Source organism: Pseudomonadales bacterium (genome assembly GCA_041395945.1).
Taxonomy (GTDB): domain Bacteria; phylum Pseudomonadota; class Gammaproteobacteria; order Pseudomonadales; family Azotimanducaceae; genus SZUA-309.
In genome coordinates, this window is record JAWKZN010000001.1 from 2,833,812 (window position 1) to 2,858,849 (window position 25,038).

The 25,038-nt window shown below is 61.3% G+C and carries 25 protein-coding genes; 10 read left to right on the plus strand and 15 right to left on the minus strand.

Annotated features, from left to right (window positions below):
* The first annotated feature begins 4 nt into the window (after positions 1-4).
* Positions 5-409, plus strand: coding sequence for an HIT family protein (locus tag R3E82_12955; protein MEZ5551795.1), 405 nt, complete (start codon positions 5-7; stop codon positions 407-409).
* A gap of 34 nt (positions 410-443) precedes the next feature.
* Here the strand turns inward: R3E82_12955 and R3E82_12960 are convergent, their stop codons facing one another.
* The 3 genes from R3E82_12960 to R3E82_12970 all read right to left on the minus strand — a co-directional run bounded on the left by R3E82_12960 (position 444) and on the right by R3E82_12970 (position 3,618).
* A complete protein-coding gene (locus tag R3E82_12960) occupies positions 444-1,676 on the minus strand; it encodes an acetyl-CoA C-acetyltransferase (protein ID MEZ5551796.1) in 1,233 nt (410 codons plus the stop codon).
* Positions 1,677-2,199: 523 nt separating this feature from the next.
* Positions 2,200-2,820, minus strand: a complete 621-nt coding sequence (locus R3E82_12965; protein ID MEZ5551797.1) for a glutathione S-transferase N-terminal domain-containing protein — start codon at positions 2,818-2,820, stop codon at positions 2,200-2,202.
* Positions 2,821-2,874: 54 nt separating this feature from the next.
* Positions 2,875-3,618, minus strand: a complete 744-nt coding sequence (locus tag R3E82_12970; GenBank protein MEZ5551798.1) for an HAD family hydrolase — start codon at positions 3,616-3,618, stop codon at positions 2,875-2,877.
* Positions 3,619-3,770: 152 nt separating this feature from the next.
* Between R3E82_12970 and R3E82_12975 the strand changes: the two genes are divergently transcribed.
* The gene (locus tag R3E82_12975) at positions 3,771-5,444 is read left to right on the plus strand and encodes a diguanylate cyclase (protein MEZ5551799.1); all 1,674 of its coding nucleotides are present in this window, start codon (positions 3,771-3,773) and stop codon (positions 5,442-5,444) included.
* A gap of 215 nt (positions 5,445-5,659) precedes the next feature.
* On the opposite strand, the gene R3E82_12980 is transcribed toward R3E82_12975, so the two are convergent.
* Genes R3E82_12980 through R3E82_12990 form a run of 3 tightly spaced genes read right to left on the minus strand, consistent with a single transcriptional unit; the run spans position 5,660 to position 10,477 of the window.
* Complete coding sequence (locus R3E82_12980; GenBank protein MEZ5551800.1) at positions 5,660-6,649, minus strand: DUF4340 domain-containing protein; 990 nt, start codon at positions 6,647-6,649, stop codon at positions 5,660-5,662.
* A complete protein-coding gene (locus R3E82_12985; protein MEZ5551801.1) occupies positions 6,646-9,570 on the minus strand; it encodes a Gldg family protein in 2,925 nt (974 codons plus the stop codon). The genes R3E82_12980 and R3E82_12985 overlap by 4 nt, the downstream gene beginning before the upstream one ends.
* The gene (locus R3E82_12990) at positions 9,560-10,477 is read right to left on the minus strand and encodes an ABC transporter ATP-binding protein (GenBank protein MEZ5551802.1); all 918 of its coding nucleotides are present in this window, start codon (positions 10,475-10,477) and stop codon (positions 9,560-9,562) included. Before R3E82_12990 ends, R3E82_12985 begins: the two co-directional genes overlap by 11 nt.
* Positions 10,478-10,655: 178 nt before the next feature.
* On the opposite strand from R3E82_12990, the gene R3E82_12995 reads away from it, so the two are divergent.
* The gene (locus tag R3E82_12995; protein ID MEZ5551803.1) at positions 10,656-11,264 is read left to right on the plus strand and encodes an alpha/beta fold hydrolase; all 609 of its coding nucleotides are present in this window, start codon (positions 10,656-10,658) and stop codon (positions 11,262-11,264) included.
* A 10-nt stretch (positions 11,265-11,274) separates the two neighbouring features.
* On the opposite strand, the gene R3E82_13000 is transcribed toward R3E82_12995, so the two are convergent.
* On the minus strand, positions 11,275-11,961 hold the full coding sequence (locus R3E82_13000; protein MEZ5551804.1) for an NnrU family protein: 687 nt from the start codon (positions 11,959-11,961) through the stop codon (positions 11,275-11,277).
* 77 nt (positions 11,962-12,038) lie between these two features.
* On the opposite strand from R3E82_13000, the gene R3E82_13005 reads away from it, so the two are divergent.
* Positions 12,039-12,848, plus strand: a complete 810-nt coding sequence (locus R3E82_13005) for an SDR family NAD(P)-dependent oxidoreductase (protein MEZ5551805.1) — start codon at positions 12,039-12,041, stop codon at positions 12,846-12,848.
* Between the two features lie 2 nt (positions 12,849-12,850).
* Positions 12,851-13,057, plus strand: a complete 207-nt coding sequence (locus tag R3E82_13010; protein MEZ5551806.1) for a hypothetical protein — start codon at positions 12,851-12,853, stop codon at positions 13,055-13,057.
* 31 nt (positions 13,058-13,088) lie between these two features.
* Here R3E82_13010 and R3E82_13015 read toward each other — a convergent pair whose 3' ends face one another.
* The gene (locus R3E82_13015; protein MEZ5551807.1) at positions 13,089-14,132 is read right to left on the minus strand and encodes an FAD-dependent oxidoreductase; all 1,044 of its coding nucleotides are present in this window, start codon (positions 14,130-14,132) and stop codon (positions 13,089-13,091) included.
* Complete coding sequence (locus tag R3E82_13020) at positions 14,125-15,369, minus strand: cyclopropane-fatty-acyl-phospholipid synthase family protein (protein MEZ5551808.1); 1,245 nt, start codon at positions 15,367-15,369, stop codon at positions 14,125-14,127. Before R3E82_13020 ends, R3E82_13015 begins: the two co-directional genes overlap by 8 nt.
* Before the next feature lie 129 nt (positions 15,370-15,498).
* Here R3E82_13020 and R3E82_13025 point away from each other — a divergent pair, with 129 nt between their 5' ends.
* Complete coding sequence (locus tag R3E82_13025; GenBank protein ID MEZ5551809.1) at positions 15,499-15,867, plus strand: SgcJ/EcaC family oxidoreductase; 369 nt, start codon at positions 15,499-15,501, stop codon at positions 15,865-15,867.
* 64 nt (positions 15,868-15,931) lie between these two features.
* Here the strand turns inward: R3E82_13025 and R3E82_13030 are convergent, their stop codons facing one another.
* Positions 15,932-16,810 carry an alpha/beta hydrolase gene (locus R3E82_13030; GenBank protein ID MEZ5551810.1) on the minus strand — a complete coding sequence of 293 codons (879 nt, stop codon included), beginning with the start codon at positions 16,808-16,810 and terminating at the stop codon, positions 15,932-15,934.
* Positions 16,811-16,893: 83 nt separating this feature from the next.
* Here R3E82_13030 and R3E82_13035 point away from each other — a divergent pair, with 83 nt between their 5' ends.
* The gene (locus R3E82_13035) at positions 16,894-17,832 is read left to right on the plus strand and encodes an alpha/beta hydrolase (protein MEZ5551811.1); all 939 of its coding nucleotides are present in this window, start codon (positions 16,894-16,896) and stop codon (positions 17,830-17,832) included.
* A 33-nt stretch (positions 17,833-17,865) separates the two neighbouring features.
* Here the strand turns inward: R3E82_13035 and R3E82_13040 are convergent, their stop codons facing one another.
* Both R3E82_13040 and R3E82_13045 read right to left on the minus strand, forming a co-directional pair.
* On the minus strand, positions 17,866-18,249 hold the full coding sequence (locus tag R3E82_13040; GenBank protein MEZ5551812.1) for an MAPEG family protein: 384 nt from the start codon (positions 18,247-18,249) through the stop codon (positions 17,866-17,868).
* Positions 18,250-18,289: 40 nt separating this feature from the next.
* Positions 18,290-18,697 (minus strand): PaaI family thioesterase, encoded by a 408-nt coding sequence (locus R3E82_13045; protein ID MEZ5551813.1) that lies wholly within the window; start codon positions 18,695-18,697, stop codon positions 18,290-18,292.
* Between the two features lie 70 nt (positions 18,698-18,767).
* Between R3E82_13045 and R3E82_13050 the strand changes: the two genes are divergently transcribed.
* Positions 18,768-19,373: a CoA pyrophosphatase gene (locus R3E82_13050; GenBank protein ID MEZ5551814.1), complete on the plus strand. Its 606-nt coding sequence runs from the start codon at positions 18,768-18,770 to the stop codon at positions 19,371-19,373.
* A gap of 76 nt (positions 19,374-19,449) precedes the next feature.
* On the opposite strand, the gene R3E82_13055 is transcribed toward R3E82_13050, so the two are convergent.
* From R3E82_13055 to msrA, 3 genes are read right to left on the minus strand one after another with little or no spacing between them, the layout of a single operon-like run.
* Positions 19,450-20,868 carry an Hsp70 family protein gene (locus R3E82_13055; protein MEZ5551815.1) on the minus strand — a complete coding sequence of 473 codons (1,419 nt, stop codon included), beginning with the start codon at positions 20,866-20,868 and terminating at the stop codon, positions 19,450-19,452.
* A gap of 7 nt (positions 20,869-20,875) precedes the next feature.
* On the minus strand, positions 20,876-21,559 hold the full coding sequence (locus tag R3E82_13060) for a pyridoxamine 5'-phosphate oxidase family protein (protein MEZ5551816.1): 684 nt from the start codon (positions 21,557-21,559) through the stop codon (positions 20,876-20,878).
* On the minus strand, positions 21,556-22,209 hold the full coding sequence (gene msrA, locus R3E82_13065; protein ID MEZ5551817.1) for a peptide-methionine (S)-S-oxide reductase MsrA: 654 nt from the start codon (positions 22,207-22,209) through the stop codon (positions 21,556-21,558). Before msrA ends, R3E82_13060 begins: the two co-directional genes overlap by 4 nt.
* 229 nt (positions 22,210-22,438) lie before the next feature.
* On the opposite strand from msrA, the gene R3E82_13070 reads away from it, so the two are divergent.
* Complete coding sequence (locus R3E82_13070; GenBank protein ID MEZ5551818.1) at positions 22,439-23,977, plus strand: tetratricopeptide repeat protein; 1,539 nt, start codon at positions 22,439-22,441, stop codon at positions 23,975-23,977.
* A complete protein-coding gene (gene mnmH, locus R3E82_13075; protein ID MEZ5551819.1) occupies positions 23,974-25,026 on the plus strand; it encodes a tRNA 2-selenouridine(34) synthase MnmH in 1,053 nt (350 codons plus the stop codon). Before R3E82_13070 ends, mnmH begins: the two co-directional genes overlap by 4 nt.
* Positions 25,027-25,038: the final 12 nt, after the last annotated feature.

Sequence of the window (25,038 nt, forward strand, 5' to 3'; positions counted from 1 at the left end):
CGTTATGTCTTTTCAGCTCCACCCTCAACTTGCCGAAGACACCCTGCCGATTGCCACGCTCACCCACAGCGACCTGCGACTGATGAACGATGCCCGCTATCCCTGGTGCATTCTGGTTCCGCGCCAGCCAGGCCTGAGCAGCCTCCATGAGCTCCCCGTCGAAATGCGCATGGGCGTATTCGACGAAATCGCCCGTGTCTCCACCGCGCTGCTTGCAGAGCACGGTGTGGAGCGGGTCAACGTAGGCGCACTGGGTAATATCGTGCAGCAGCTGCACATTCATGTCGTCGGTCGCTGGTCGGGAGATCCCGCCTGGCCCGGCCCGGTCTGGGGCCAGGGAAAAGCAGTACCCTGGCAGCCGGCTCAGGCGCTGGCGATCTGCCAGCGCCTTGGAACCGCATTCGGCTAGCCGACCGGCTCGCCCGGACCAGGGAGCCGCTGAGTCAGTTCATCCGCTCGATGATGGTCGCCGTGCCCATGCCACCACCGGTGCACATGGCGATGAGTGCGGTTTGCTTGTCTTCGCGCTGGAGCTGATCGACTGCCGTGCCGATCAGCATGCCGCCGGTGGCGCCGATGGGATGACCCAGTGCGATGGCCCCACCGTCGATATTCACCACATCCGGCCCGACACCCATGTCCTTCATGAACTTGAGCACCACCGCGGCGAAGGCTTCATTGATTTCCCACAGGTCGATGTCTTTTTTGCTCATGCCCGCTTTTTGCAGACAGCGCATCGCGGCCGGGGCCGGTGCAGTGAGCATGATGAGCGGTTCGGTGCCTGCGGTGGCCGTCATGCGGATACGCGCTCTGGGTTTGAGACCGTGCGCCCTGGCGAAATCCGGGCTCACCACCAGCACGGCGCTGGCACCGTCCACCACCCCCGAAGAGTTACCGGCGTGGTGCACATGATTGATGGCTTTGACCTCCGGGTACTTGTCCCGGGCCATATCATCAAAAGGTTTGGGATAGCCCGGCACCTGGGCCGCGCCCATGGCGGCAAAGGACGCCTTGAGACCCGCGAGACTCTCGATGGTCGTACCTGGCCGCAGATGTTCATCCCGATCCAGCGCCAGTTCACCAGAGTCTCTGTAAATGGGAATCAGCGCGTTACTGAAGCGCCCTTCTTCGACAGAACGGGCGGCGCGGTTCTGACTCATCACCGCATAGGCATCCACATCTTCCCGACTGAAGCCTTCGATGGTGGCGATCAGATCAGCAGAGATTCCCTGGGGAACCTGGGGGTGCAATCCGGCCAGATGGGCGTTGTTGGCATGGAAACCATCCGCGTGGAGGGGCGAGTAGCGCGACATGAACTCGACACCGCCGCCGATCACCGCTTCCTGATGGCCGGACATGACCCCCATCGCAGCGAAAGTGACCGCCTGCTGTCCGCTGCCGCAGAACCTGTGCAGGGTCACCCCGGTCGTGGTGAGCGGCCAGCCCGCATCGAGTACGGACATGCGCGCGATGTCGTGGGCATGATCGCCACTGCCGCTGCCACAGCCCGCCACCACGTCCTCGATATCTGCGGGATCGAAGCCGACCTTCTCCCGCAGACCGTTGAGCACCTGCGCCATGCAGCGCTGGGGATGGATTTCGCTCAGACTGCCGACCCCCGGCTTGCCGCGTCCGCGCGGCGAACGCACCGCGTCTATGATCCAGGCTTCACGCATGTCAGTTACCCCTATCGATTCAAATTATGAATGCGGATTCTAGCCCGGATCCGCCGACAATTCGCACCTGCAGGGGTAAATCAGCGTCCGAATCAGGCTGGAATACAGAGGTTCCAGGACGCGGAAATGGAGGAGCAGTTGTGCACATGCGGGAGGTGGGGCGGTTCGAAGACAGCCAGGCGTCATTGGGCTGGAAAGACGTAGCGTGCGTACTCCCGCAATTTGAGGCGCCGGTAGTACAGACAGTCATATACCAACACCGAACGAGATCACGGGAGGGGAATCAGCAGCGACACCGGCTGGCTGTTTCGCGGGTGGGTGGCAGACGTGCACTGGGACCGTGTAGCGCAGCACTGCGGCAGCGGATTGACTCGTGTTCCTCACGAGGCAAGTCCGCAGAGCAGTGGCACCCTGGAAGGGCTGCGCGAGGTCTCAGTGCACGTCTGCCACCCGCCTGCTTGAGAATATCCGACCGGTTGCGCAAACCCTGGCTCCGGACCCGTCCATCGGTGGCGTGTCCGGGCTAGGGCAATGGAATCGGATTCACCACATGCGGCACGTCATAACCCGCCTGCACCGCGGGACGCGCGGCGATACGCAGATACCAGTCGCGCAGGTGGGGATAAGGTGCCCAGTCGATGCCCTGCCATTCGTAACGGGATATCCAGGGCCAGGTGGCCATGTCTGCAATGGAATAGCTGCCGGACAGATACTCGAGATCCGTCAGACGCCGATCCAGCACACCATAGAGTCGCCGTGTTTCTTCGAGGAAGCGTTCCTCCGCGTAAGGCGCCTTGCCCGGATTGAATCTGTGAAAGTGGTGGGTCTGGCCGAGCACGGGTCCCACACTCGCCATCTGCAGCATGAGCCACTGCAGGGTTTCCCAGCGATCGTCTCCCTGAAACCGCCCATGGGTTTCCGCGAGGTAGAGCAGGATAGCGCCGGACTCCATCAGATAGCGGCCGGTACGCCTGTCGTGAATGGCGGGGATCTTGCTGTTCGGACTGATCTTCACAAACTCAGGGGCGAGTTGCGCTCCGGCACCGAGATCAACTGCATGGACACGGTAGTCGAGGCCGAACTCTTCCAGGGCAATGGACACCTTGCGGCCATTGGGCGTCGGCCATGTGTAGAGTTCGATCATCGAAGACACCTTGCTCAAGCTGCGATCAGAGAGATCAGGCTGCGATCGCTGCACTTACGCCGCGATCGCAGCCCCGTCACTCTGCTGGGCGAACACGAGCTGAGGCCAGCCTCGCTCAGTGGCGATCCGCGACAGAGAGGGTTTTGCATTTACTGCCACTGGACGCCCCACCGCATCCAGCAGCGGCAGGTCCTCCTCACTGTCTGAATAAAAAAAGGCGGATTCCAGACCCGCTCCCTGCTGCTGACCGAAGCGCACGGCCGCACTGAGTTTTTCGTCGCCATAGCAGGGTGTGACATTACCGGTGATCACCCCGGCGTCGATCTCAAGTTCTGTACACAGCAACTGCTCCACCCCCAGCGCTTCTGCAACGGGTGCCGCCTGATAACGGGTGGCCGAGGTGATGATGACCACTTCATGCTGCCGGGACTGGTGAGCCGCGATGAGCTGACGCGCTTCATCGTAGATGAGACCGCTCAGGCGCCGTTCAAACGCACGCGCTCCGAGATCGATCATCTCCCGTTCCGGTCTGCCGGCCAGCGCGCCGACCGTCGCCTGCAGCAGACCATGGTAGTCGGATCGACCGAGTCCATATTCGAGAAAGATGCCGATATGGATGAGCATGCGCCGGGGAGAAAGACCGCTCCACATTTTCTCCAGGGCCAGGGCAGTGATCGAGTAGCCGGAAATGAGCGTGCGATCGAGATCAAAGTAGGCGACGACCGGTGCAGTCGGGTCCCGATTCGATGGCTCCAGGTCCTGCAGGCTGCCAAGGTAGTTGTGGAAGTCTGAGCGCATACGCACAGCCCGGGCTGTGCGCATTTTCGAACGAGGTGGCATTCTGAGGGACATCGCGGCTGACAGCATGACTTTGCGAGCCCGTATTTAACCGCGCCACCCCCCGGAAAACCAGTAACCCGTGAACCCCGTCACGTTTCCGCCATGCCGGGTTGAGCACCGCAGCGGGATGGGAGACGCTGGGCTCAGGCACATTCATTTCTCTCAAGGCCCAGTGTTTTCATGCAGACAGCGGACGTCATGCCATGTTCCAGGTAACCCTGTGGTCGGTGCCACCGCTGCTTGCCGCACTGGTCAGCGTGGGTACCTATCTGCGTATCCGTGGCAAGAAGCGCGTGCCGGGCATTCAGGCCATCCTGGCCCTGCTCGCTGCCGTGGTTTTCTGGTCCGGAGCACAGTTCCTCGGCTCCCTGTTCGTCGATCTCGAACCTAAGCTGATCGCTGCCAAGCTCGCCTACTTCGGCATCGTCATCACCCCGGTCGCCTGGCTGGTTTTCGCCGTGAGTTATACGCGTCGTCAGATGCGCATCTCCCAGGCGGCGATCAATCTGGTCTGTGTGATTCCACTGATCACTGTGGTACTGGTTGTAACCAACGACTGGCACCGTCTGATCTGGGACAGTGTGTACCTTGTCAGCAGGGACGGTGTCTTCGGCCTCATCACCAGCCCCGGTTCATGGTTCTATGTGCACGCTTTCTATTCCTACGGCCTGCTGATCGTGGCGACCACCATACTCGCCTGGTCCATCGGCCAGACCACGGGAGAATGGCGCCCGGTAGTGGCGGTCATCAGCGCGCCGCTGATCGCCAGCCTGGCGAATCTGTTTTATCTTTCGCCACTCAACCCGTCGCCCTGGTTCGACATGACAACCCTCGGATTCGCTGCTGCAGCGATGATCCTCGATGGCGGCCTGCTCCGCCGGGGGATACTCGACCGGATTCCGGTCGTAAGAGATCGGGTGGTGGAGCAACTCAGTGATGGTGTGGTGGTGCTCAACACCGCCGGCATGATTGTCGATGTGAACGCTTCCGCACTCGAAATATTCGGCACCACCCGCAGCGCCGCCTCCAATCAGCCGATCATGGATTTTGTCACCACCTACCCCCTGGCGGACCTGATGCGCCACGGTCATACCGAGCGCAACAGTCTCGAGATCACCCTCAACGGGCGTGCCTATGACGTGGGCGCATCGCTGCTCGACACCACAGATCCCGACGCGGATCTGGTACTGGTGCTACGGGATGTTACCGACCGGCGCAAAACTGAACAGGATCTGCGCAGTGTTCAGGCAGAGATGGTGCGACTGGCGCACACGGACTATCTGACCGGACTGCACAACCGGCGCTTCTTCATGCAGCGTCTTCAGGAAGAAGTGGAGCGCGTGCGCAGACACGGCGGCAATCTGTCTGTACTGCTCTTCGACCTGGACCACTTCAAGCGGGTCAACGACTTCTGCGGTCACCACACGGGGGATCTGATTCTCAAGCGGGTGGCCGATGTATCAATGGATATCAAACGGGTGACCGACGTGGCAGCCAGGGTCGGTGGTGAAGAGTTCGCCCTGCTGCTGCCCGAGACCGACCAGCCGGGCGCCGTGCACCTCGCTCAGCGCCTGCGGGAAGCCATATCCGGTATCAGCACTCCGACCACGGACGAACAGGACATCAAGGTGACAGCGAGTATCGGTGTGGCCACGGTGGGCATCCGCAGCCGTGACCTCGACAACGTGTTGAACCACGCAGACGAAGCGCTCTACAAAGCCAAAAACTCGGGCCGCAATGCGGTCTGCTGCGCTGATCTCTCGGCGGGGGCGGTTGAAGACTAGCCTTATATTCGCGAACTTCGGAAAGAGGTTGATCTGAGCGTGGTCGAGGATCTACAACCCCGTGCCTCGCTCGGCAGCTCCGCTGTGCCCTCGTGTGGCGTTTTGCCTCGCGTAGGAACACGAGTCAAAACGCGGTACTCGGCCTCGCTACACGGCACGGTGTTGTAGATCCTCGACCACGCCAGGTGAGTCTTTCCGAGCTTCGCGGATGCGGGTTAGTTCTCGGAGCCCTCAGCGGAATCTGAAGAGCCCTCAGCGGAATCTGAAGAGCCCTCAGCGGATTCTGAAGAACCCTCGGCGTCTGCGGTCGAGTCTGCGGGGGCGATGACGGAGGTTTCTATCGGCTCCGCCGCCTGCAGCGCGTCTGCTTCGCCGAGGAGCTGCTCGGCGACGTAGCTTGCCAGGGTGAAGCGGCCCGTCACCCGATCACTTTGCACCACATATTCATCCGTGCTCGGATCCAGGGCGAGTTCGAGGGTGAATGTCCCAAGGGCATCCGTGATGCTCAGGAATCGGGTGGGCTCGAATGCGAGCTGCGGATCCGCGAAGCCCACTACCCGTATCCCCTCAAGCCGATCAATCACCCGTTGTACTGCCACCGGGTCTGCGGCCTCACCGTTCACCTGCCAGCCTTCCGCCGTGCGCTCGAGCACCCAGCCGTCCCGCAGCGCAACCTTCGAAACGTCCTCTGACTGCAGCAGGGTTTTATCCAGCCACTCATCCCGGCTCGTGGGCAGTTCATGGTTGGCAAAGTCGATGCTGTACACCGCTTCGACGTCAGCCCTTCTGGCATGCACCCGGCGATATCCGGGCGAGGTGCCGAAGTACAGTTCGATTTCTCCAAGCTGGGCAGTAGAAACAGTCAGTCGTCTCTGATGATTCGCTTCGGTGACTTCAAAGCGTTCCTGGGAAGCGGCGCTGGTCGCCACCGGCCAGACTCCGGACGTCTTGCTGAGCTTTTCGAACAGTGCTTCGATCTTTCCACCATCAGCCGGGGTGCCATCGGGAAAGGTCCAGCCATCGGTACTGCGGACCAGTTCGATCTCGGCACCTTCACCTTCGATCCTGAGTTTTTCGATGCTGGACGGATCCACACTGAAGAAGGCGCTGGCCTCTCCGGCTTCGTCCTGGAACAGTACGAAGGCGGCAATCAGCAGCAGCTGTATCCCCAGAATCGCAGCCAGCACCGGCAAGCGTGTGTTCATGCTGCACCTCCCTTCAGCCAGCCTGCGTAACGCAGCCGGGTTCGAACCAGGCGCCGACGGTGCACCAGGAACACCAGTCCGATCCCCAGGACCGCGAACACATAGTTGAATACTTCAATCACCAGCTGCTCCGTGTCCTGCAGTGGCGGCAGTGTGCGGTTGAAATGCCCCCGGGTACGGATACTCAGCAGACTTCGGTCCTCCAAAGTCCAGTCGACTATGTTGACGAGCATCTGGGTGGTATTGCCGTATATCACACCCTCCGCGGAACCGACGAGCCGCAGGAACTGGTCGGACAGGAAGCTGTTTGAACCGAACACGATAAGCCGGGCACTTTCGGGAGAACGTTGAATCACCGTGCTCACCACACCCAGCTCGTTTTCAGTTGTGGTCTCAGCAGCAGCCTCTGATTCACCCGCGTCATCCGCATCCAACTCGGTATCGCTTTCCGGTTCGCCAAGCAGGGGCGAGCGAGTGCCTGCAAAGGCGGAATCGAAGCGACCCTCAATCATCACCCCCAGCGGATGACGGCCCGTCTCCCCGCTCACCTGGAATGCACCGGCACCCTGTTCGTCGATACGCGGCATGATGTCGGTTGCGTCGGAGAGCCAGCTGTCAGGCGAACTGGACAACAGTTCAGTGACCGTACGCGAAGCGTTCTTTTCCGCATCCACCTCAACCGGAGACGCCCAGCTGACAGTCAGCTGGGGAAGGCCGGCGAGAAACCCGACCTCCTCGTTGAGTCCTTCGTTCCGCACATCCACAAAATAGGGATAGTCGAGCATGACCATCTCCTGGAAGTTGAAACCGCCGACGCGCCGTGTCACCGGTGCGGGGAAGGCCGCATTCTGCGGGTCCATGACGAAAGTCGACGGGATACTCACACCCTGATGAGACAGCCAGTCCGTGAGTCCGCTGTCCCGCGGAGTGGCGGAAAGCATCTGTTGAGACAGGGTTGCCGCGAAAGGGGATGTTGCCAGCACCACGGTACCGCCCTGCATCAGGAACTGATCAATGGCGAACACCTGCTTCTCATCCAGTCCCTCCGGATCCACCACCAGCAGCATGTCGGCCGTTTCGGGCACGCGGCCGTCTTCCAGCCGTGTTGGAGTGACATTGAAATCGGCCCGCAGATGTTCACTGAGCTGGTCGAATCGATTACCCGTCGGCGGTGGTCCCATGCCCATGTAGGGCGGTACTTCGGGCGCCACCAGCGCGACGGTCTTCAACAGGCCACTGGCAAATCGCTTCAGCCCTTCTTCGATGCCGCGGATCGTGGCTTCTTCGGACAGACCGTCCGGAAGCGGCACCTGCACCAGGGTCTCTCCATCTGTCAGCGTGAGATAGAAGAAAAACGTGTTGGTATCGAAGAGGCTGGTCGCCATCGGCGCAAACCCATAGGCCTCTTCGATTTCCCGGGCGAGTGCACCATCACCGGCTTCCGGCTCCAGTACTTCGGCCGAAAACTTGCCATCTGATCGACCTGCCAGATCTTCCAGCGCGCTCTGCAGGACCGGACGATAATCCGCGAGCGGTTCCGGCAGCAGCGCATCGGAAGAAACATAGCCCACAAACTGAACCGGTCTGGCGATGCTGGAAAACAGACTGTCACCACCCTGGAATCCATAGAGTACTTTCTTCACCGCCCGGGTGAGATCGAATTCCGGGTTACGCAGCAGCACATCGAGATCCGACTCGCCTACCACCTTTACTTCAATCAGATCCCTGAAGCTGAGCACTTCGTACTGATCGCCATAGGAAACCAGGACATCGAAGTAGGCGTTCACCAGGCTGGACTGATAGCGGTCGGCCACCTGGAACGGCTGGGAGCGAATGCCGTATTTGGTGTTGGCCTCGTCTTCGAGCGCCGGATCCTGCACCGGGTCCACGATCTCCACCCGCACGCGCCCGTCACCGGCCACTTCGAACTCCCGGAGCAGATCGCGCATCTGGGGCACCAGGGGAGCGAGCAGAGGATGCGTCTTGTTGCTGAAGTAACCCCGGATCAGCAGCGGTTCCCGGAGCTGACCGAGATATCCCCGGGTGGCCTCGGAAATCGAGTACTGGCGCCCTTCGGTCATATCGATACGCAGACCGGTCAGCGACGCCATCCAGACATTGGCGAGCAGCAGATTGGCCACCAGCAGGCTGGTACCGAGGCGCCAGTTACGGTGCTTCACGGCATTGCCATCTCTCGCCCAGCGCTGCACTTCGAGTGAGTACACGTTCAGTGCCAGAAACACACCGAGCAGAGACGCGTAGTAGTAGAGGTCGCGGAGATCCAGCACACCCCGGGTGATCGCATCGAAACGGGAGCCGCTGCCGACTCCACGCATCAGATCTCCCCCGGCACCACCGACCAGATCGGTAAGCACTGGAGATCCAATCAGAAAAAAAACTCCGCTGACAAATGACGCCACGATCAGACTCACGATCTGGCTGTCCGTACGGGCGCTGACAAACAGACCGATCGCAAGATAGGCGCCACCGAGCAGCATCGCAGCCACGTAGCCGGTCACGACGGGACCCCAGTCAAGATCCGCAATCATCGCGACGGACAGGGGCAGAGGCAGCGTCAGCAGCAGCGCAACCGCGAGCAGACTCCAGCAGGCGAGAAACTTCCCGGCCACGAATTCCCACGCACTTGCCGGCAGGGTCGACACGAATTCGAGGGTGCCGGTGCGGCGCTCTTCACTCCACATGCGCATGGTCAGCGCCGCACAGAGGAATATCAGCAGCACGGGCATCCATTCAAACATGGGACGGACGTCGGCCACGTTGCGTGCGAAGAAGGCTTCACCCCAGAAGAACACGAAGAGGGTCACCGCCAGGAAAGTCAGCAGAAACAGATAGCCGATCGGGGATGCAAAGAACAGCGTGAGCTCCTTGCGGGCAATGCGTCGGATCACTTCAAGCCGCATGCTGCACCTCCCCGGCACTGTTGACCTCACGGAATACGGCTTCAAGGTCTCTGCGCACCAGGGCAAGTTCGTACAGCGGTGCACCTGCGCCGACCACCGCAGCGGCAATCCCAGCGGCAGCACTGTCGAGCGCGCCGCTGACCACAAGCAGCCAGTTCCCTTCGGACTCACGGATAACTTCCCCGACGACACCCACAGCACCGAGGATGGCGGCAAGATCCCGGGCCGGATCACTGCGCAGCCGGAAACGCTGACTCTCCTTGAGATCTGACAGTCGCTCATCGAGCACCAGCGCCCCACCGCGCAGGATCAGCGCCCGATCACAGATCGCGTCGACCTCCTGCATGATGTGGGTGGAGAGGATCACGGTTGCCGATTCCGAGAGCCGCTTGATCAGCTCCCGCATGTGCTGGGTCTGACTGGGATCGAGGCCGTTGGTGGGCTCGTCGAGAATCAGGAATCGCGGCTCATGAAGGATGGCCTGGGCGACGCCCACCCGCTGCTTGAAGCCCCGGGACAGGGTCGCGATGGGATCCAGCGCTTTCGCTTCCAGTTCTGTCGCTTCGATCGACCGTCGTACCGCTGCGGCAGGATCGATGCCGCGCAATCGCGCCGTGTACTCAAGATAATCAATTACCGAGAGCTCGGGGTACAGGGGCAGGTTTTCCGGCAGATAACCGATGCGGCTCTGCACCGCCTTCGCATCGGCCTCCATGTCTACGCCGTCCACCTGCACAGAGCCGGCACTCGGCTCCAGGTAGCCGGTGAGCATCTTCATGATCGTGGTCTTGCCCGCCCCGTTGTGGCCCAGCAGCCCTACGATCTCTCCTTTGTCTATGGCAAAGCTGACATCGTCAACGGCCAGAAAGTCGCCGTAGCGACGGGTCAATCCTCGTGCCTCGATCATCGCAACTCCGAAGCGCAGCTCCTTTTGAAAGTGCGCAAAAATATTCAATTCACAGAAAAATTCAAGGCCTTGCGACGGACCCGTCGGCCGCGAACCGCAGGAACCTCGTCCGACGCGCTGCTCCATCGCCATGCCTGCAGACGTTGCCAGCCGAGGCGACTCTCCTTATTGTCCACCCATGTCAGACACAGTGTTCATTCCCGGGCCCGCCGGCCGCCTCGAAGCGGAGATCGTCCGCGCGACGCAATCCGCGGGTGCAGCGAATGCCTCGAACGAGCTCGCCGTGCTCTGCCATCCACATCCCGGCTATGGCGGCTCCCGGCACGACGCCGTACTCGACTGTCTGGCCCGGGCCCTGGGCCAGCGGGGTGTCGATGTGCTGCGCTTCAACTTCCGGGGGGTCGGTGCGAGCGGCGGCAGTATCCAGGGAGACGGCGCGGAAGTCGACGACCTCCTGGCGGTCACGACCTGGGTCGGGCAGGAACTCTCACCTGCCAGGCTCTGGCTCGGCGGCTACTCATTCGGGGCGGCCGTGGTCTGGCAGGCCCTGGACTCCCTCGATCCCTGCAGGGTCCTGCTGATCGCGCCCCCCGTCGGTCGCATGCATTTCGCACCGAGAACCCCGGCCATGCCCGTGCATGTGTTCGCCGGCTCGGACGACGAATTCGTGGACGCTCCGGCGCTGCAGCGCCTGCACGGTCTCACCGTAGTGAGCCTGGCGGGTGCCGATCACTTCTTCAGCGGCCAGCACGAGGATCTGGCAAAGGCGATTGCAGAGGTTCTGTAACCTGGTCTCCTCAGATGATGCGCACACCACTCACCCACTGATGGCCCCAGACCACCAGCGCGTACACAACAAGCGCGAGCAGCAGCGGCTGCCAGAGCTCTGATAAGACGAGTCGATTGCGGCCCTGTGCAATGGCGAGAAACGGCAGATTCGACGTGCGCGCAGCGTAGGCCTGCCAGCCGCCTCCCAGCCTGGCTGCCTTCTTGCGGTCGATCAGTACCGTGCCGAGCCCGCTGAGCAGCAGGAAGGTGCCGAAAAAGATCACCGACACGGTATCGCCATTCGCCACCAGATGGGCAATGGCCCACAGCACCACACCCCACTGGAAAGGGTGACGGGTAATGCGGGTGACCCCCCGGGCAAAGTCAGGATCCTGAGCATCCCGCAGCAGTCCCTCCATGCCGACATTGGTCGGATTCTTCACGAGAAACCCGCCCAGGGCGAGCAGGAAAGCAAAGGGCATGATCACCTGAGCCGCGATATACAGCGCCGGTCGGGGTGACCAGACGTAGTCGTAGCGGGGCTGTTCACCGTACAGCCAGATGAGATAGCCGAGGGTGGCCAGAGACACCAGGGAATACAGACCAAGGTAACCTTTCTCACCCAGCGCAGCGACCAGCCTGCCACGCAACCCGCTGCTGCTGACACCGAGGTGGGTACCCAGCAGCAGCACGCCAGCGATCATCATCTGCAGCATTCCAGTCCCCTGCCTGGGTGAACGATCGAGTATGGTAGTTTTAGCCCCATTCGAATACCAGATGAAGGAGAGTCGGCTTGAAGAGACTGGAAGGAAAAACCGCGCTGGTCACCGGCGCAGCCCGCGGACTGGGTGCACAGATCGCCCGGCGCTTCATCGAAGCAGGCGCCCGGGTGTTCATCAACGATCTGAACATCAAACCGGCGAAGGATGCCGCCGCCGCACTGGGTGCCGAGGCGCTTGCCGGCGATGTCAGCAGCTCCGCATCTGTAGCAGAGATGTTCCGGGAGCTGGGAGAACAGAGCGAACGACTCGATATCCTGGTCAACAACGCCGGTATCAGCGGCATCGAAGGCGACAACGACGCGCGTGCACGTATCGCGCGACTGGCCGACGCCATGTCCAGAGGCGAGAGCGGCGATCTCGATGCGGGCATCACCGAACTGAGCGACGATCAGTGGCGCCGGATGCTCGCGGTGCACATGGACGGCACTTTCTACTGCAGCCGGGAAGCGGCGCGTCTCATGAAGCCGAAGCAGGCAGGCACCATCATCAACATGGGCAGCATCATGGGCACCTTCGGCCGGGGGGGCGGACTCGCCTATTGCGCCGCCAAGGCGGGCATTCTCGGCTTCACGCGGGCTCTGGCCCACGAACTGGCCCCCCACCGGATCCGGGTCAATGCCATCGCGCCGGGCTGGATACACACGGACATGACGGATCCCCTCGCACCCCTGCATCCCTTTCTGGAAGCCCAGACACCCCTGGCGCGCATGGGGGAACCGGACGACATTGCCTGGGCCGCCGTCTATCTTGCGAGCGAAGAAGCGAAATTCGTCACCGGGCAGACTCTGTCGCCCAACGGTGGCTGGTACATGAGTCAGTAGCCATGGCCGACGACAAGGTGCTGCCCTTTCCGCAACGACCTTCTCCGCAGGCCCGACGCAGGGAGAAGGCGCGGGGGAAGACATTGTGCGGGCGCGGTTTTCACAAGTGGCAGGTGGAAGGGGCCAGCCCTTTTGACGTGAAACAGGGCAGGCTCATGACGCTGCGCAGATGCAGCCGCTGTGGCGTGACCCGGACTTCGGCAGACTGACCCCGCTCGCCTGGCATCACGTCGGGACGTTCTAATGGTTACGGGTGAAGGCGAGGTCAAGACCGCGCGCCACCAGCGGTCGCCCCAGGGTGTGCGGATCTATGCCTGCCGGGTCGACCGCACCGTCCTGGAGGATCGCACGGGCTGCAAGGAGACCGCTGCGCACCGCGGGGCCTATGCCTTCGCACATGTCCCGGGTCGCCAGACCCGCGGCATCCCCGGTCAGGAATACGCGGCCCGGGCGGGCTGACAGCGCCGTGTCGCCTTCGCGCAATGTTGCACAGTCGCGCTGCAGTCGATCGGCAGTAAAGGTTCGTTCCCGGAGGTAGTAACTGTAGCCTCCGGGTTCGCCCGGATCGGCCGGGAGGAGCTCCAGATCACGCAGACGCGCCACCAGAAGCTGCCACTGATTGCGGATACTGTCTCTACGCGCCGTGAGTTTCGCCGCCATGCCACCCACACCGACATTCACATAGCCTTCCGCCTTGGGTACGTACCAGGCGTAGCCCGGCAGCCCATCGTGGAAAAACCACAGGTGGCAGTCCCGCCCGACTGCTGTGCAGGGAAATTCCAGTTCCTGGGTCACCACCTGCAGGGATTTGCAGCGCGCTCTGACTGAACGGAAGAAGCGGCGCTCCACCGGACATCGGGTGCCGCCCGCACCGATCAGATTACGGCACCGGAAGCGACCATCGATCACCAGACTGCGGGCATCCACAGTCACCTCCCGGACCCGGTGCTGAATCAGCGGCGCCCCGGATCGCTCCACCAGCCATCGATCGAATTCGAAGCGTCGGATCGAGTGCTGGGGTGAGTGAAAGGGTACGTGCAGCCTGCCGAGGTTGATCTGCAGCGCATCAAAAGTCAGGAAACGGTGGGGGTAGTCCTCGGGCTGGAACTCCAGATCTTCGAGAACCTGGGGTGTGATCCAGCCCGCGCAGAGTTTTTCTCTGGGAAAAGACTCCCGATCGAGCACTACGCAATCATGGCCATGGCGGGTCAGTTCCCAGGCGGCCGCCGCCCCGGCGGGACCGCCACCGACGATGACGGTTTCATACTCAGCCGTTTCAACCATCAAAGACTCCGGGATCTGCAGCGGCAGTCTCGAACAGGCGCGCCCGGGTCTCCGGCAGCCGGCCGCCTCCCGTGCGCTCGAACAGCACCTGGAAGAGCTGCAGATCGCCTGTGCGGAACGCCGTCTGGGATCCTGCGAGGTACAGACGCCAGGCCCGCACGAAGGATGCATCAAACATCCGGGCGACCTCCTCGGAACTGCTCTCAAAGCGCTCCCGCCAGTGCTGCAGGGTGCGTACGTAGTGGGCGCGCAGATTCTCAACATCCACCACCGTCAGATCGGCGGCTTCGAAAATACGCATCATTTCCCGCAGCACAGGCGGATAGGCGCCGGGAAAGATGTAGGTTGCTATCCATTCGTTGAGCGGCTTGGGCTGACTGCGGCCAATGGAATGAATCAGGCCTCTGCCATCCTTCTTCAGACAGCGGTCAATGACCCGTCCCAGTTCGCCATAGCCGGCCAGTCCAACATGCTCGAGCATGCCAACCGAAACGAAAACATCGTAGCTGCCGCTGAGATTCCGATAGTCGTCCTCCACATACTCGATACGATTACCGAAGCCCTCCCGGGCCGCGCGCTCCCGGGCATAGACCACCTGCTCCCTGGAGATGTTGCAGGAAAGCACTTTCACACCATGGTGGCGCGCCAGGTAACGGGCCAGACCACCCCAGCCACTGCCCGCTTCGACCACCGTGTCACTGGAATTCAGCGCCAGCTTGCGGCAGATCAGATCGAGCTTGGCCGCCTGGGCGTCTTCGAGCGTGGCGTCTGCAGAGGGATAGTACGCGCAGGTGTACTGGTTGTACTGCGTATCGAGCCAGAGTTCGTAGAACGGATTGCCAAGATCGTAGTGTGCGTGGATGTTCTTCCTCGCACGTCCCGGGCTGTTGCCCGGCCAGCGCCGGCTGCGCACTTCGTCGAGCAGTCGCAGACCTCTGCCGCGACTGCTCCGGTGTCGGCGGATGCCGCCATAGATCTCATACAGCGCCGCTTCGAGATCGCCGGTCACAGTGATTCGACCACTGGTGTACAGCTCACCGAAACTGCGGGTTGGCTTGTAGAGGAGTTTAAAAAGCGCCTCGCGGTCGTGGAGACGCAGTACCGCAACGGGCGATTCCCCAGCGGCACCCGCCACCATACTCACATCGCGTCCGTCCCACAGCTCAAAGCCGATACGGGGATTTCCCACGGCCCCGAGCAGTCTCTGGACGAACCATTGTTCCAGCGGACTGGACATGGATGATTCCCCCATCTGCAGGCTTAATAGACCCTAACCGCAGGAGAAAATCCAATTTTTCGCAGCTGAGAACCGGCGGGCCGCGGAACCAGCGGATCAGGTAAACAAATCCGGCACAGAGGAATTGACATGACAGACAACGTTGACATCATCAGAAACTTCATCGAGACCTGGTCTACGCTGGATCCGGAAAAACTCGCCGGGTTTTTCACCGAAGACGGTACCTACTACAACATGCCCGCCCAGCCCGTCAGCGGGCGCGCCAACGTGCAGAAATTTATTGCCGGATTCCTCAGCACCTGGACAGAAACCACCTGGGACATACTGAATATCTGCGGCAGCAGGGATCTGGTCTTTGCCGAGCGCCTCGATCGTACCAGAACCACGAAAGGCGACGTCGATCTGCCCTGTGTGGGCGTGTTCGAAATGCAGGACGGTAAAATCCACGTCTGGCGCGACTACTTCGATATCGGTACCTACATGAAAGCAATGCAGTAGGCGCGCCTGCTTCGAAACCGGCACCTGCATGAAAGCAACACAGCAGGCGCGCCTGCTTTCCCGGCTAGCGACCGGTCAGTTCACTGATCCCGGATTGAATATCCTGCCACAGCGGCTCGGGCAGATCGTGACCCATGCCATCCAGCAGCAGCAGCCGGGAGCCCGAAAGTGCTTCATGGGTGTCGATACCACCCTCCTTCGGCACCAGCGGGTCCGCCGCACCGTGAATCACCAGTGCAGGCACACGCAGGGCCGCAAGTCGCGGCTTGCGATTACCGTGGGCGACAATGGCCGCCATCTGCCGGGCAACGCCCTGGGGATGGAAACTGCGATCGAAGGCTTCAGCCGCACGGGCTCTCGCGAGTTCCTCTGCGAGCGGATATCCGGGAGAACCGATCACTCTGGACACACTCAGCGTGCGCTCGATGGATTCCTCACGATTTGTGGCCGGCGGACTGAGCATGGCCGCCATGGCTGCCTCGGTGCTCGGTGGCAGATCCGGATTGCCGGTGCTGGACATGATCGATGTCAGGGAGCGGACACGCTCGGGCGAGTTCAATGCCATCGCCTGTACGATCATACCGCCCATGGATGCGCCGCAGATGTGGGCAGACTCGAGGTCCAGCGCGCTCATCAGACCGAACGCGTCCGCTGCCATGTCATCGAGCGTATAGGGTGCCGGTGCCGGCTCTCCGGCCATGAGCGCCGCGGCGAGCGCGGCCATGTCCGGCACTCCGAGATGATCAAATTTTTCGGACAGGCCTGAATCCCGGTTATCGAACCGCACCACGAAGTGCCCACGCTGCGCCAGGCCCTCACAGAATTCACTGCGCCAGTGAATCATCTGAGCACCAAGACCCATCACCAGCAGCAGGGGCTCCGCCTGACGATCGCCGAAGGTGTCGTAGGTGAGCGAGATGCCGTTGGCGGTGATCTGAGACATGGGAGTACCTGTGTGGCGTTCAATGGGGGCGGGATTGTTGCGGATGCCTTGAGTGGCCGCAAGGGCCCGGGTAGTGTGCTTTCATGAAACAGCAATTTCCGGATGCACAGAGGATTCAGACCAACGGGGTGGAGCTCGAGGTCTTTACGGCAGGCAGCGGGCGGCCGGTAGTGCTGTGTCACGGCTGGCCGGAGCTGGCCTACTCCTGGCGGCATCAGTTGCCGGCCCTGGCAGAGGCCGGTTACCGGGTTATCGCCCCGAATCAGCGCGGCTATGGCCGCTCATCCCGGCCAGAGGTGGTCACAGACTATGACATCGAACATCTGTGCGGGGATCTGGCGGGTCTGCTCGATCACTACGAACTCGCAGACGCGCTCTTCGTCGGCCATGACTGGGGAGCGATCGTGGTGTGGAACCTGGCCATGCTGCATCCGCACCGGGTCGCGGGTGTCGTCAATCTGAGCGTGCCCTTCATGGAGCGGGGTGCCACACCCTGGGTCGAGTTCTGGGAGAAACATCTGGGTGGCGATTTCTACATCGTGCACTTCAATCGCCAGCCCGGTGTGGCCGATGCCGTATTCGCCGCCAACACGGAAAACTTTCTGCGCAATATGTATCGGACCGATCAGTGGCTGGAGGCACCCGCCGATCCGGGCCCCGGTATGGCTTTCCTCAACATGGCAACAGAGACCGGCCTGCCGGGCCGCACACTGATGTCGGACGCGGAACTTGCTGTATTCGTCGAAAGTTTCGAGCACTCAGGCTTTTCCGGGGGCATCAACTGGTACCGCAACTTTGATCGCAACTGGCAGATCGTCGGCGCGGTCGAACAGCGCATCCGGATGCCGACTCTGATGATCTACGGCGATCATGACATGGTCCCGAAATCGGCGAACCTGGCGCACTTCGTACCGCAACTGGAAATCCACAGCCTGGACTGCGGGCACTGGATTCAGCAGGAAAGGCCTGAGCAGACCAACAGTCTGCTGCTCGACTGGATGAGCCGCCACTACCCGGCTTAGGTTCCGCGCCACGGTCCGGTCATCGGCGCCTGTTCAGATTACATCGAGAACCGCACCAGTGAGGGCGCCAAGCACCAGTACCAGGTTGCCGACCATGGTCACCATCATGCCGGTGCCACGCTTCTCGGCATCCGCCGCATAAGCACGGAAGTACATGGCCCGCCCGATCAGGAAAACCACGCCTGCACCGACCGCGAGCATCTCGTTGACGAAATAAGCACAGGCGTAGAGCGCGGGGATGAAGATGATGAGCTGTTCCAGGGTGTTCTGGTGCGCACGGAAGGTCCGCTCAAAAGCCGGATCACCGGTCACTGCCGGTGCTTTGACATTGCCCCTGCCCCGGGCCGCGCCCACCTGAATGCCGAAAACCTGATACTCGATCAACGCCAGCATCGCGATGATGGTCACATAGGCCATAGCTGTCTCCCCTTTTGGACTGTAACGAGTCTTTCGAACTTCACGACGGTGATGTCATGAAGCTGCCTGTCGCTTCAGCGACTGTTTCATCCGTATCACTGCGGATGACCTTCCCTTCCATCAGTGCCAGCCGGCCTTTGCGTTTCAGGCACCGGCCTTCCAGACGTACCGCAACCCCGATCGGCAGCTGCGCACGATAGCGTATGTCGGCTTTCGCGGTGAAACACTGAATTCCCTGCAGCCACAGCCAGTTCGCCATCACATCATCGAGCAGACTGAAGACAATGCCACCATGGGTCACATCCCGATAACCCGCATGCCGCCTGTCCGCCGTGAATTCCGCACGGCATACATCAGCCTCCATCCGGAAGCGTACTTTCAGGCCGATGGGATTGCCGGGACCGCACACGAAGCAGCCATTGGCCTCACTCTCCAGGGTTCGATTCACAATCGCTCCGCCTGTTACGAATCTGCGGGTATCATAGCCGACTGTTTCGCATGAGTATTCCGCGCCTCCCGTGACTGCCGTGAACACCATCCGCCGTCGGCTTGCCACCCACCGACCTCAGGTTTACGAGCCATACGAGGACACCCGGCAGGCGGCTGTTGCCGTGGTCCTGAGGGAAGCCGACGAAGGCACTCAGATCCTCTTCATCAAGCGTGCAGAGAAGGCGGGAGATCCCTGGTCCGGTCACATGGCGTTTCCCGGCGGACATCTGGAAGATCAGGATTCAGATCTGAAAGCAGCCGCGATGCGGGAGACGATCGAAGAAATCGGTCTGGATCTGACAGGCGCCGAGTATCTCGGTCCTCTGGATCAGCAGCGGGCAATGCCCAGAGGCCGGCCTCTCAATATGCTCATCGCGCCTCACGTGTTCTCGCTGGATGGTGATCCCGGCTTCGAAATGAACCACGAAGTTTCGGAAGTGGTGTGGACCGGTCTGTCGCCTCTGCTGCGCGGCGAACGGCACGACTGGGAAACACGACCGCTCGCCGGACAACCCACCATCTTCAACGGCTACCGTCTCGAACGGGGTCACTTCGTATGGGGGCTCACTTATCGAATGCTGAAATCCTTTTTCAGCGCCATTGAACCCGGCTGGCAGCCGCCCCGGGAACGCTGAGACCCGTCCGGGATCTGTCCCGGGCGCGAAGTCCCGGCCCGTTCCCTGGCAGTCCCTGACTCGGGAAAATCGCCTTCTACCAGCGATTGAAACTCGCGATCGCAAGGCCCGCGGCGACGCTGGTGAAAGGGTCGTGTTCGACTACCCGACCTGGAAAGCGCGCTTCGAGAATGTTGCGAACCGCAGGAATCAGGCTCGACCCTCCTGTACCGATGACGATTTCTATGTCAGAAGCCTGCAGCCGCGCAGCGGCCAGCGTATCGTCGAGCGCCCTGCGAACCTGATCCAGCTGGTCACCGATCAGCGTCTCGAACTCGGCGCGCGTCATGTGCACCGAGATATCGAGTTCGGGAATATCCAGGGCTGCCTCCAGACTGGTCGACAGTCGGGCTTTGAAATCCTTGATGTACTGAAAGATCAGGTAGCTCAGATTGTGTGTGATCAGATCACGCAGGCGCTGAAACTTGACCACTGCGGGCCCGCCCTGTCCGATACAATCCATCACCGGAGTGGTGTAACGATTCTGATTGAGGGTGTAGGAAACCGCCCAGTTCAGCAGCAGATCCTCGTAGTCTTCGAAGGGAAAGCGGGTTTCGATTTCCCGGTCCATGCCCCGTCTGCGCCAGCGTTCGCCTTTCCCCAGCAGGGGAAAGAGCAGTTCCCGGAACAGCTTCTGATCAATGTGATCACCACCGAGAGCGACACCATGGGTGGTGATTACTTCAAAGTGACCGTGCACCCGGCGCAGCACGCAGAAATCCAGCGTGCCACCTCCGAAATCCAGTGTGAAAAGGGTGTCGCCGACCACGTCCGGATTGCTGTGCAGATAGCTGACAGCAGCGGCAATCGGTTCCGGGTAGAAGTGCTGCACGGTAATCCCGGCGTACTTGTAGGCTTCACCGAGACGGGTCAGGGCGGTCCTGTTGCGGAAATCCTCCCGGCCTTCGAAGGTCACAGGGTGCCCCAGGTGGGCCTCCTCTACCGGGCCTATTGCGTCATTCAGGCGGCGACGGATGTGCAGCAGGATCGGCGTAATCAGCGCCACCAGCCGGAACGGCTGATCAAATACCATCAGCCTGCGCACACTGCTGTCGCCGAGCAGTCGCTTGGTTCCCCGGAACAGACGACCCATCAGCCCGCTGTCGATGATGGCGGCGCCGTATATTTTTTCGGTTGTGGTTTCTACCGGGGCCAGACTCTCCGAATCACCATGTTCCACAAACTGGCTGGTCTCGGCGATGACTTCCGGAATGAGCTCGACGGTACGGCCGATGTTGTCTTCGATGTAACGCTCGATGGCGCGCTGACCGGTGAGTGTCTGCAGATCCCGGTCGATATAGGTCGCCGAGGGCATGATGTCGCTGTCTGCCTCCAGCGGAATCAGGCGCACCCGCTCACCATCGAACACCGCCGCAGCGGAATTCGTCGTGCCGAAGTCAATTCCGACCCCGTAGCGCATCACGCGGCGGTGCAGGAAACGCAGACAGACTGGCAACCGAACATCATGACGGGGGACGATAATCCCTGATGTAGTCCGGGAGATCCATGCCGGGTTTCAGATCGGGATTCGGTACGGGTGTTCCGGCATGAATCTGCAACGGAATCACCCCCGCCCAGACGTCGGCGTCGAGATCCCGGTCATCATCCAGCGCCGGCCCGGTACGGATTTTCGCGGATGCGTCGGAAATCGGGAGGCGCACCACCGCTGTGGCATTGAGTTCGGCCGCGGTGGAGCGCCGTACCCTGGCGAGATGGCCGGGTACCAGTGCTTCCACGAAGGCTTCAAGGACAGGTTCATGGTCCTCCTCCGGAAGCGCTTCCCCCCGGCCGAACAGCACCACGGATCTGTAGTTCATCGAACAGTTGAAGCCTGAGCGCGCAACCACGATACCGTCGACGCAGATCACCGACACACAGGCCTGTCCGCCATCGAGCAGATGCCGGAGCATTGCAGACTGACGGTTGCCATGCAGATAGATGTAGTCGCCTCTGCGCATGTAGAGGGTGGAAATCATGCGCGGCTCTCCCGCCTCCACATAGGCGACGGTGCAGACCTGATTGGCATCCAGTACTGCACGGACCTCATTGAGCTCGTACCGGGCGCGCTTCGCATTGCGGCGGATACGGGTACGATCCGAGCCCGCCTGTCCGGCTGCCCCGTCGCCAGCCCCATCTGTGTCACTCATGAGACCGGAATCAGCCCCCGCATGTCGCAGCCGATGCCGGTACCGGCGAGACCACAGTAGCCATTGGGCACCTTCGCCAGATACTGCTGGTGGTAGTGCTCGGCATAGTAGAAAGTCGGAGCGGGCCGGATCTCAGTGGTGATCGCAGCAAACCCGGCTGCGGACAGCGCCTTCTGATAGCTGTCCCTGGACCGCTGAGCCATTTCGAGCTGTTCAGCGGTGGTGGTATACACGACACTTCGGTACTGAGTGCCAATGTCATTACCCTGACGCATGCCCTGGGTTGGATCGTGGGATTCCCAGAAGCGCCTGAGCAGTTCACCGAAACTGCACAGCGAAGGGTCGAAGACGACCAGCACCACTTCGGAGTGGCCGGTACCGCCGGAGCAGACTTCCTCATAAAGCGGGTTGGCGGTGATACCGCCCGCATAGCCGACCGCCGTGCTGTAGACACCCGGTGTCTGCCAGAACAGCCGTTCCGCGCCCCAGAAGCAGCCGAGCCCGAAAATTGCCTGGTTCAGGTGAGACGGAAACGGCGCTTCCAGCCGGTGTCCGTTCACAAAATGGGCGGCGGGCACCTTCATCTTCTCGGATCGACCGGGAAGCGCATCTCTTTCTGCGGGGATACGGACTTTTTGCTCCCAAGCCATGTCGAACTGCCTGTAAGATAGGAGACAGGAAATCATACCCTTCATCGACCTTCGCACAAGTACCATGGGCTTTTTTACACGCTGTGTTTCCACCTTTCTGCTGATTGGCGTCTTCGCTGGATGTCAGACATCTTCGCCATTGACGCACGGCACCTCTTCTGAGGAGGCTGCTTCCTATCAGGGGCCCGCATATCAGCAGCTGACTGACAAGATCTCAGACGGAGAATCGGTGCAGATCGCTGATCTGCGCAGCGCTTTTCTCGCCCAGGACGATCTTCCTGCGCACATGGAGCGACTCGAGGAACTGGAAACCCAGGCCCTGCAGCTCATCGACGACGAACCACTGAAGCTCGGCTCGATCGGCAGCGCCATTCTTGACACCTATCAGGCCAGCCTCACCGGCCACTATGTGATGAGTCGATTCTATGCACATGTGAATTCACCGGAAGCCGCCGAACCGCATCTTCTCTGGGTGCGCAACATCCGCACGGACATTGAAGCGCATGGAGACGGCAGCCGCGACAGGCCCTATCCCGCCGTAACCGCAATCGAAGCCCAGATCTATGCCATCAGCGGACAGATGATGCCTGTGGGCTCCATCTATCAGACCGGTGAGATCTATCCGTTTTCACTTCTGTTGCAGGTTAAACCTGCGGATCTTCCCATTCGCGGTATGAATTTCGATCTCTCATCCGTTTACGACGCGACCCGGATGGACTTCGCGGGTTCGACGGATGCACCGGAGTTTTCTCCCTTCTCACTCATCGGTTATCTGGCCAAGCGGGGCGATTCCGCAGCCCAGGCCGCGATCGGTGCCTTCCTCGCCACCCAGGATCGCACCGACGATGCCATCGACTGGCTGCGCAGCGCTTCCCAGCGCGGCAATCTCATCGCGAACAGTGTGCTGGCCCGCATCTACTGGGACAAAGCCAGCGCCACCAGCGACCCCCAGCAGCGCAGTGACGCTCTCGATGAAGTGCTGGAGAACTACCTGCACGCCGTGGCGCTCGGCTCCACCGACGCGATGTATGCGCTCGGCGTACTGTATCTGAACGGCCACTTCGGCGAAGAAAACAAGACTTCAGGTATCGCGCTGCTGCAGCAGGCAGCTTCGGGTGAACACAGTGAAGCGGCCATGTTCCTCGCCCATATCAACTATGTGGGTGAACTCGTGCCGCGCAACCCTGCCATCGCCCGTGAGTACTATGTGCGTGCGGCTTTGCTCGGCAACGCTTTCGCAAAACGCAGCTATGCGCGCTTCCTGCTGGACCGGGACACCGGACAGGCACCGGATCCCCGGGCCATCGTCTGGCTCGAAGAGCTTGCCGAGCAGCAGGACGACGCAGAAGCCATGCTCCTGCTGGGTAATCTGCACGCCCGGGGAGTGGGTCTGACAGCCAGCCCGCGCCGCGCCATCGGCTGGTACAAGAAAGCTGTAAAAACCGCCCCGCAGGATGCCGGCATAGTCAACGAAGTCGCCTGGACTCTGACCGTGAGCAACCTTACCGGTCTCCCCCGCCAGCGCTATGCCCTGTCGATCATGGACACACTGATGGATGCGAACGAGGAAGCCCGGATGCGCCCCGAGTACCTGGATACCTGGGCTGCAGCCAACGCCGCAAACGGCGACTTCGCAAGAGCCATCATTCTCCAGGAGCAGGCACTGGAAGTCGCCGCCGCACTCGAATTCGAAGAGGTCATCGACATCCTGCAGGAGCATCTCGACGCCTTCCGCAACGGCCAGACGATCACCGAAACTGCACCATGAGCCCCGACCTCGGCGCTCTGCTGCGGGCAGATACGCCATTCATCGACCTCCGCTCACCCGGTGAATTCGCCGCCGGTGCTGTACCTTGCGCCGTCAACCTGCCGCTGCTGACCGACGTGGAGCGTGCCCGGGTTGGAAAAACCTACAAAGACGCCGGACAGGGTGCGGCCATCCGGCTGGGTCACTCACTGGTTGAAGGAAAGACGAAGGCGGAGCGGCTTTCCCGGTGGCAGGACTTCATCACCGGCCATCCTCAGGCCTGGCTGTACTGCTGGCGTGGCGGACTGCGCAGTGAGACCGTCCAGACCTGGCTTGCCGAGTCAGGCATACACATTCCGCGCGTGGCCGGCGGCTTCAAAGCACTGCGCCACCACTGCCTGGAGACACTCGCCCGGGCACCCGAAGCGCAGCGGGAGTGGCTGGTGCTGGGGGGTAAGACCGGCAGCGGCAAAACACAGCTGTTACAGACGATTTCCTGGAGCATCGATCTCGAAGGACTCGCCAATCATCGTGGCTCGGCGTTCGGCGCCCGAACCACGGAGCAACCCGCGCCGATCGGCTTCGAGAACGCACTGGCTGTGGCGTACATCAAACATCAGCACCCGCGGCTGCTCCTCGAAGACGAAAGCCGCCTCATCGGGCGCATGGCGATACCACCTGCCTGGCATGCCAGGATGCAGCGTTCACCACTGCTCATCCTCGAGGTCGATAAGGCAATCCGCTGCGCCAACATCTGCCGGGAGTACATCGACGAACCGCTGGCTGCAGGAACAGCGGCGTCGGCGCTGTTCGACCACTATCACAGGGCGATCGACAAAATCCGCAGGCGCCTCGGCGGGCAGCGCACGTCGGCCATCCACCAAGAACTGCGCAGAGGCTTCGAGACAGGTGCGCATGAAGCCTGGGTCATGAGACTGCTCGAGTGGTACTACGATCCCATGTACGACTATCAGCTCGGCAAGAAACGCACCCGGGTTATCGCCGAGGGTGATCGCCAGGACCTGGCGGTACTGCTGGAAGAGCTGGGGACAAACTCAGCCTGCTCCTGAGCGGTGTGGCTG

What these genes read in the sequence shown, in the direction of transcription:
- R3E82_13030 (MEZ5551810.1), bottom strand. Translation starts at nt 16,810, where the DNA reads ATGTCTCAGATCACCGCCAACGGCATCTCGCTCACCTACGACACCTTC.
- R3E82_13000 (MEZ5551804.1), bottom strand. Translation starts at nt 11,961, where the DNA reads ATGCTGCAGATGATGATCGCTGGCGTGCTGCTGCTGGGTACCCACCTC.
- R3E82_12990 (MEZ5551802.1), bottom strand. Translation starts at nt 10,477, where the DNA reads ATGATCGAGGCACGAGGATTGACCCGTCGCTACGGCGACTTTCTGGCC.
- R3E82_12985 (MEZ5551801.1), bottom strand. Translation starts at nt 9,570, where the DNA reads ATGCGGCTTGAAGTGATCCGACGCATTGCCCGCAAGGAGCTCACGCTG.
- mnmH (MEZ5551819.1), top strand. Translation starts at nt 23,974, where the DNA reads ATGAGCCCCGACCTCGGCGCTCTGCTGCGGGCAGATACGCCATTCATC.
- R3E82_12955 (MEZ5551795.1), top strand. Translation starts at nt 5, where the DNA reads ATGTCTTTTCAGCTCCACCCTCAACTTGCCGAAGACACCCTGCCGATT.
- R3E82_13020 (MEZ5551808.1), bottom strand. Translation starts at nt 15,369, where the DNA reads ATGTCCAGTCCGCTGGAACAATGGTTCGTCCAGAGACTGCTCGGGGCC.
- R3E82_13060 (MEZ5551816.1), bottom strand. Translation starts at nt 21,559, where the DNA reads ATGAGTGACACAGATGGGGCTGGCGACGGGGCAGCCGGACAGGCGGGC.
- R3E82_12960 (MEZ5551796.1), bottom strand. Translation starts at nt 1,676, where the DNA reads ATGCGTGAAGCCTGGATCATAGACGCGGTGCGTTCGCCGCGCGGACGC.
- R3E82_13040 (MEZ5551812.1), bottom strand. Translation starts at nt 18,249, where the DNA reads ATGGCCTATGTGACCATCATCGCGATGCTGGCGTTGATCGAGTATCAG.
- R3E82_12965 (MEZ5551797.1), bottom strand. Translation starts at nt 2,820, where the DNA reads ATGATCGAACTCTACACATGGCCGACGCCCAATGGCCGCAAGGTGTCC.
- R3E82_13035 (MEZ5551811.1), top strand. Translation starts at nt 16,894, where the DNA reads ATGAAACAGCAATTTCCGGATGCACAGAGGATTCAGACCAACGGGGTG.
- R3E82_13015 (MEZ5551807.1), bottom strand. Translation starts at nt 14,132, where the DNA reads ATGGTTGAAACGGCTGAGTATGAAACCGTCATCGTCGGTGGCGGTCCC.
- R3E82_12995 (MEZ5551803.1), top strand. Translation starts at nt 10,656, where the DNA reads ATGTCAGACACAGTGTTCATTCCCGGGCCCGCCGGCCGCCTCGAAGCG.
- R3E82_13010 (MEZ5551806.1), top strand. Translation starts at nt 12,851, where the DNA reads ATGGCCGACGACAAGGTGCTGCCCTTTCCGCAACGACCTTCTCCGCAG.
- msrA (MEZ5551817.1), bottom strand. Translation starts at nt 22,209, where the DNA reads ATGGCTTGGGAGCAAAAAGTCCGTATCCCCGCAGAAAGAGATGCGCTT.
- R3E82_12970 (MEZ5551798.1), bottom strand. Translation starts at nt 3,618, where the DNA reads ATGCGCTCAGACTTCCACAACTACCTTGGCAGCCTGCAGGACCTGGAG.
- R3E82_13025 (MEZ5551809.1), top strand. Translation starts at nt 15,499, where the DNA reads ATGACAGACAACGTTGACATCATCAGAAACTTCATCGAGACCTGGTCT.
- R3E82_12980 (MEZ5551800.1), bottom strand. Translation starts at nt 6,649, where the DNA reads ATGAACACACGCTTGCCGGTGCTGGCTGCGATTCTGGGGATACAGCTG.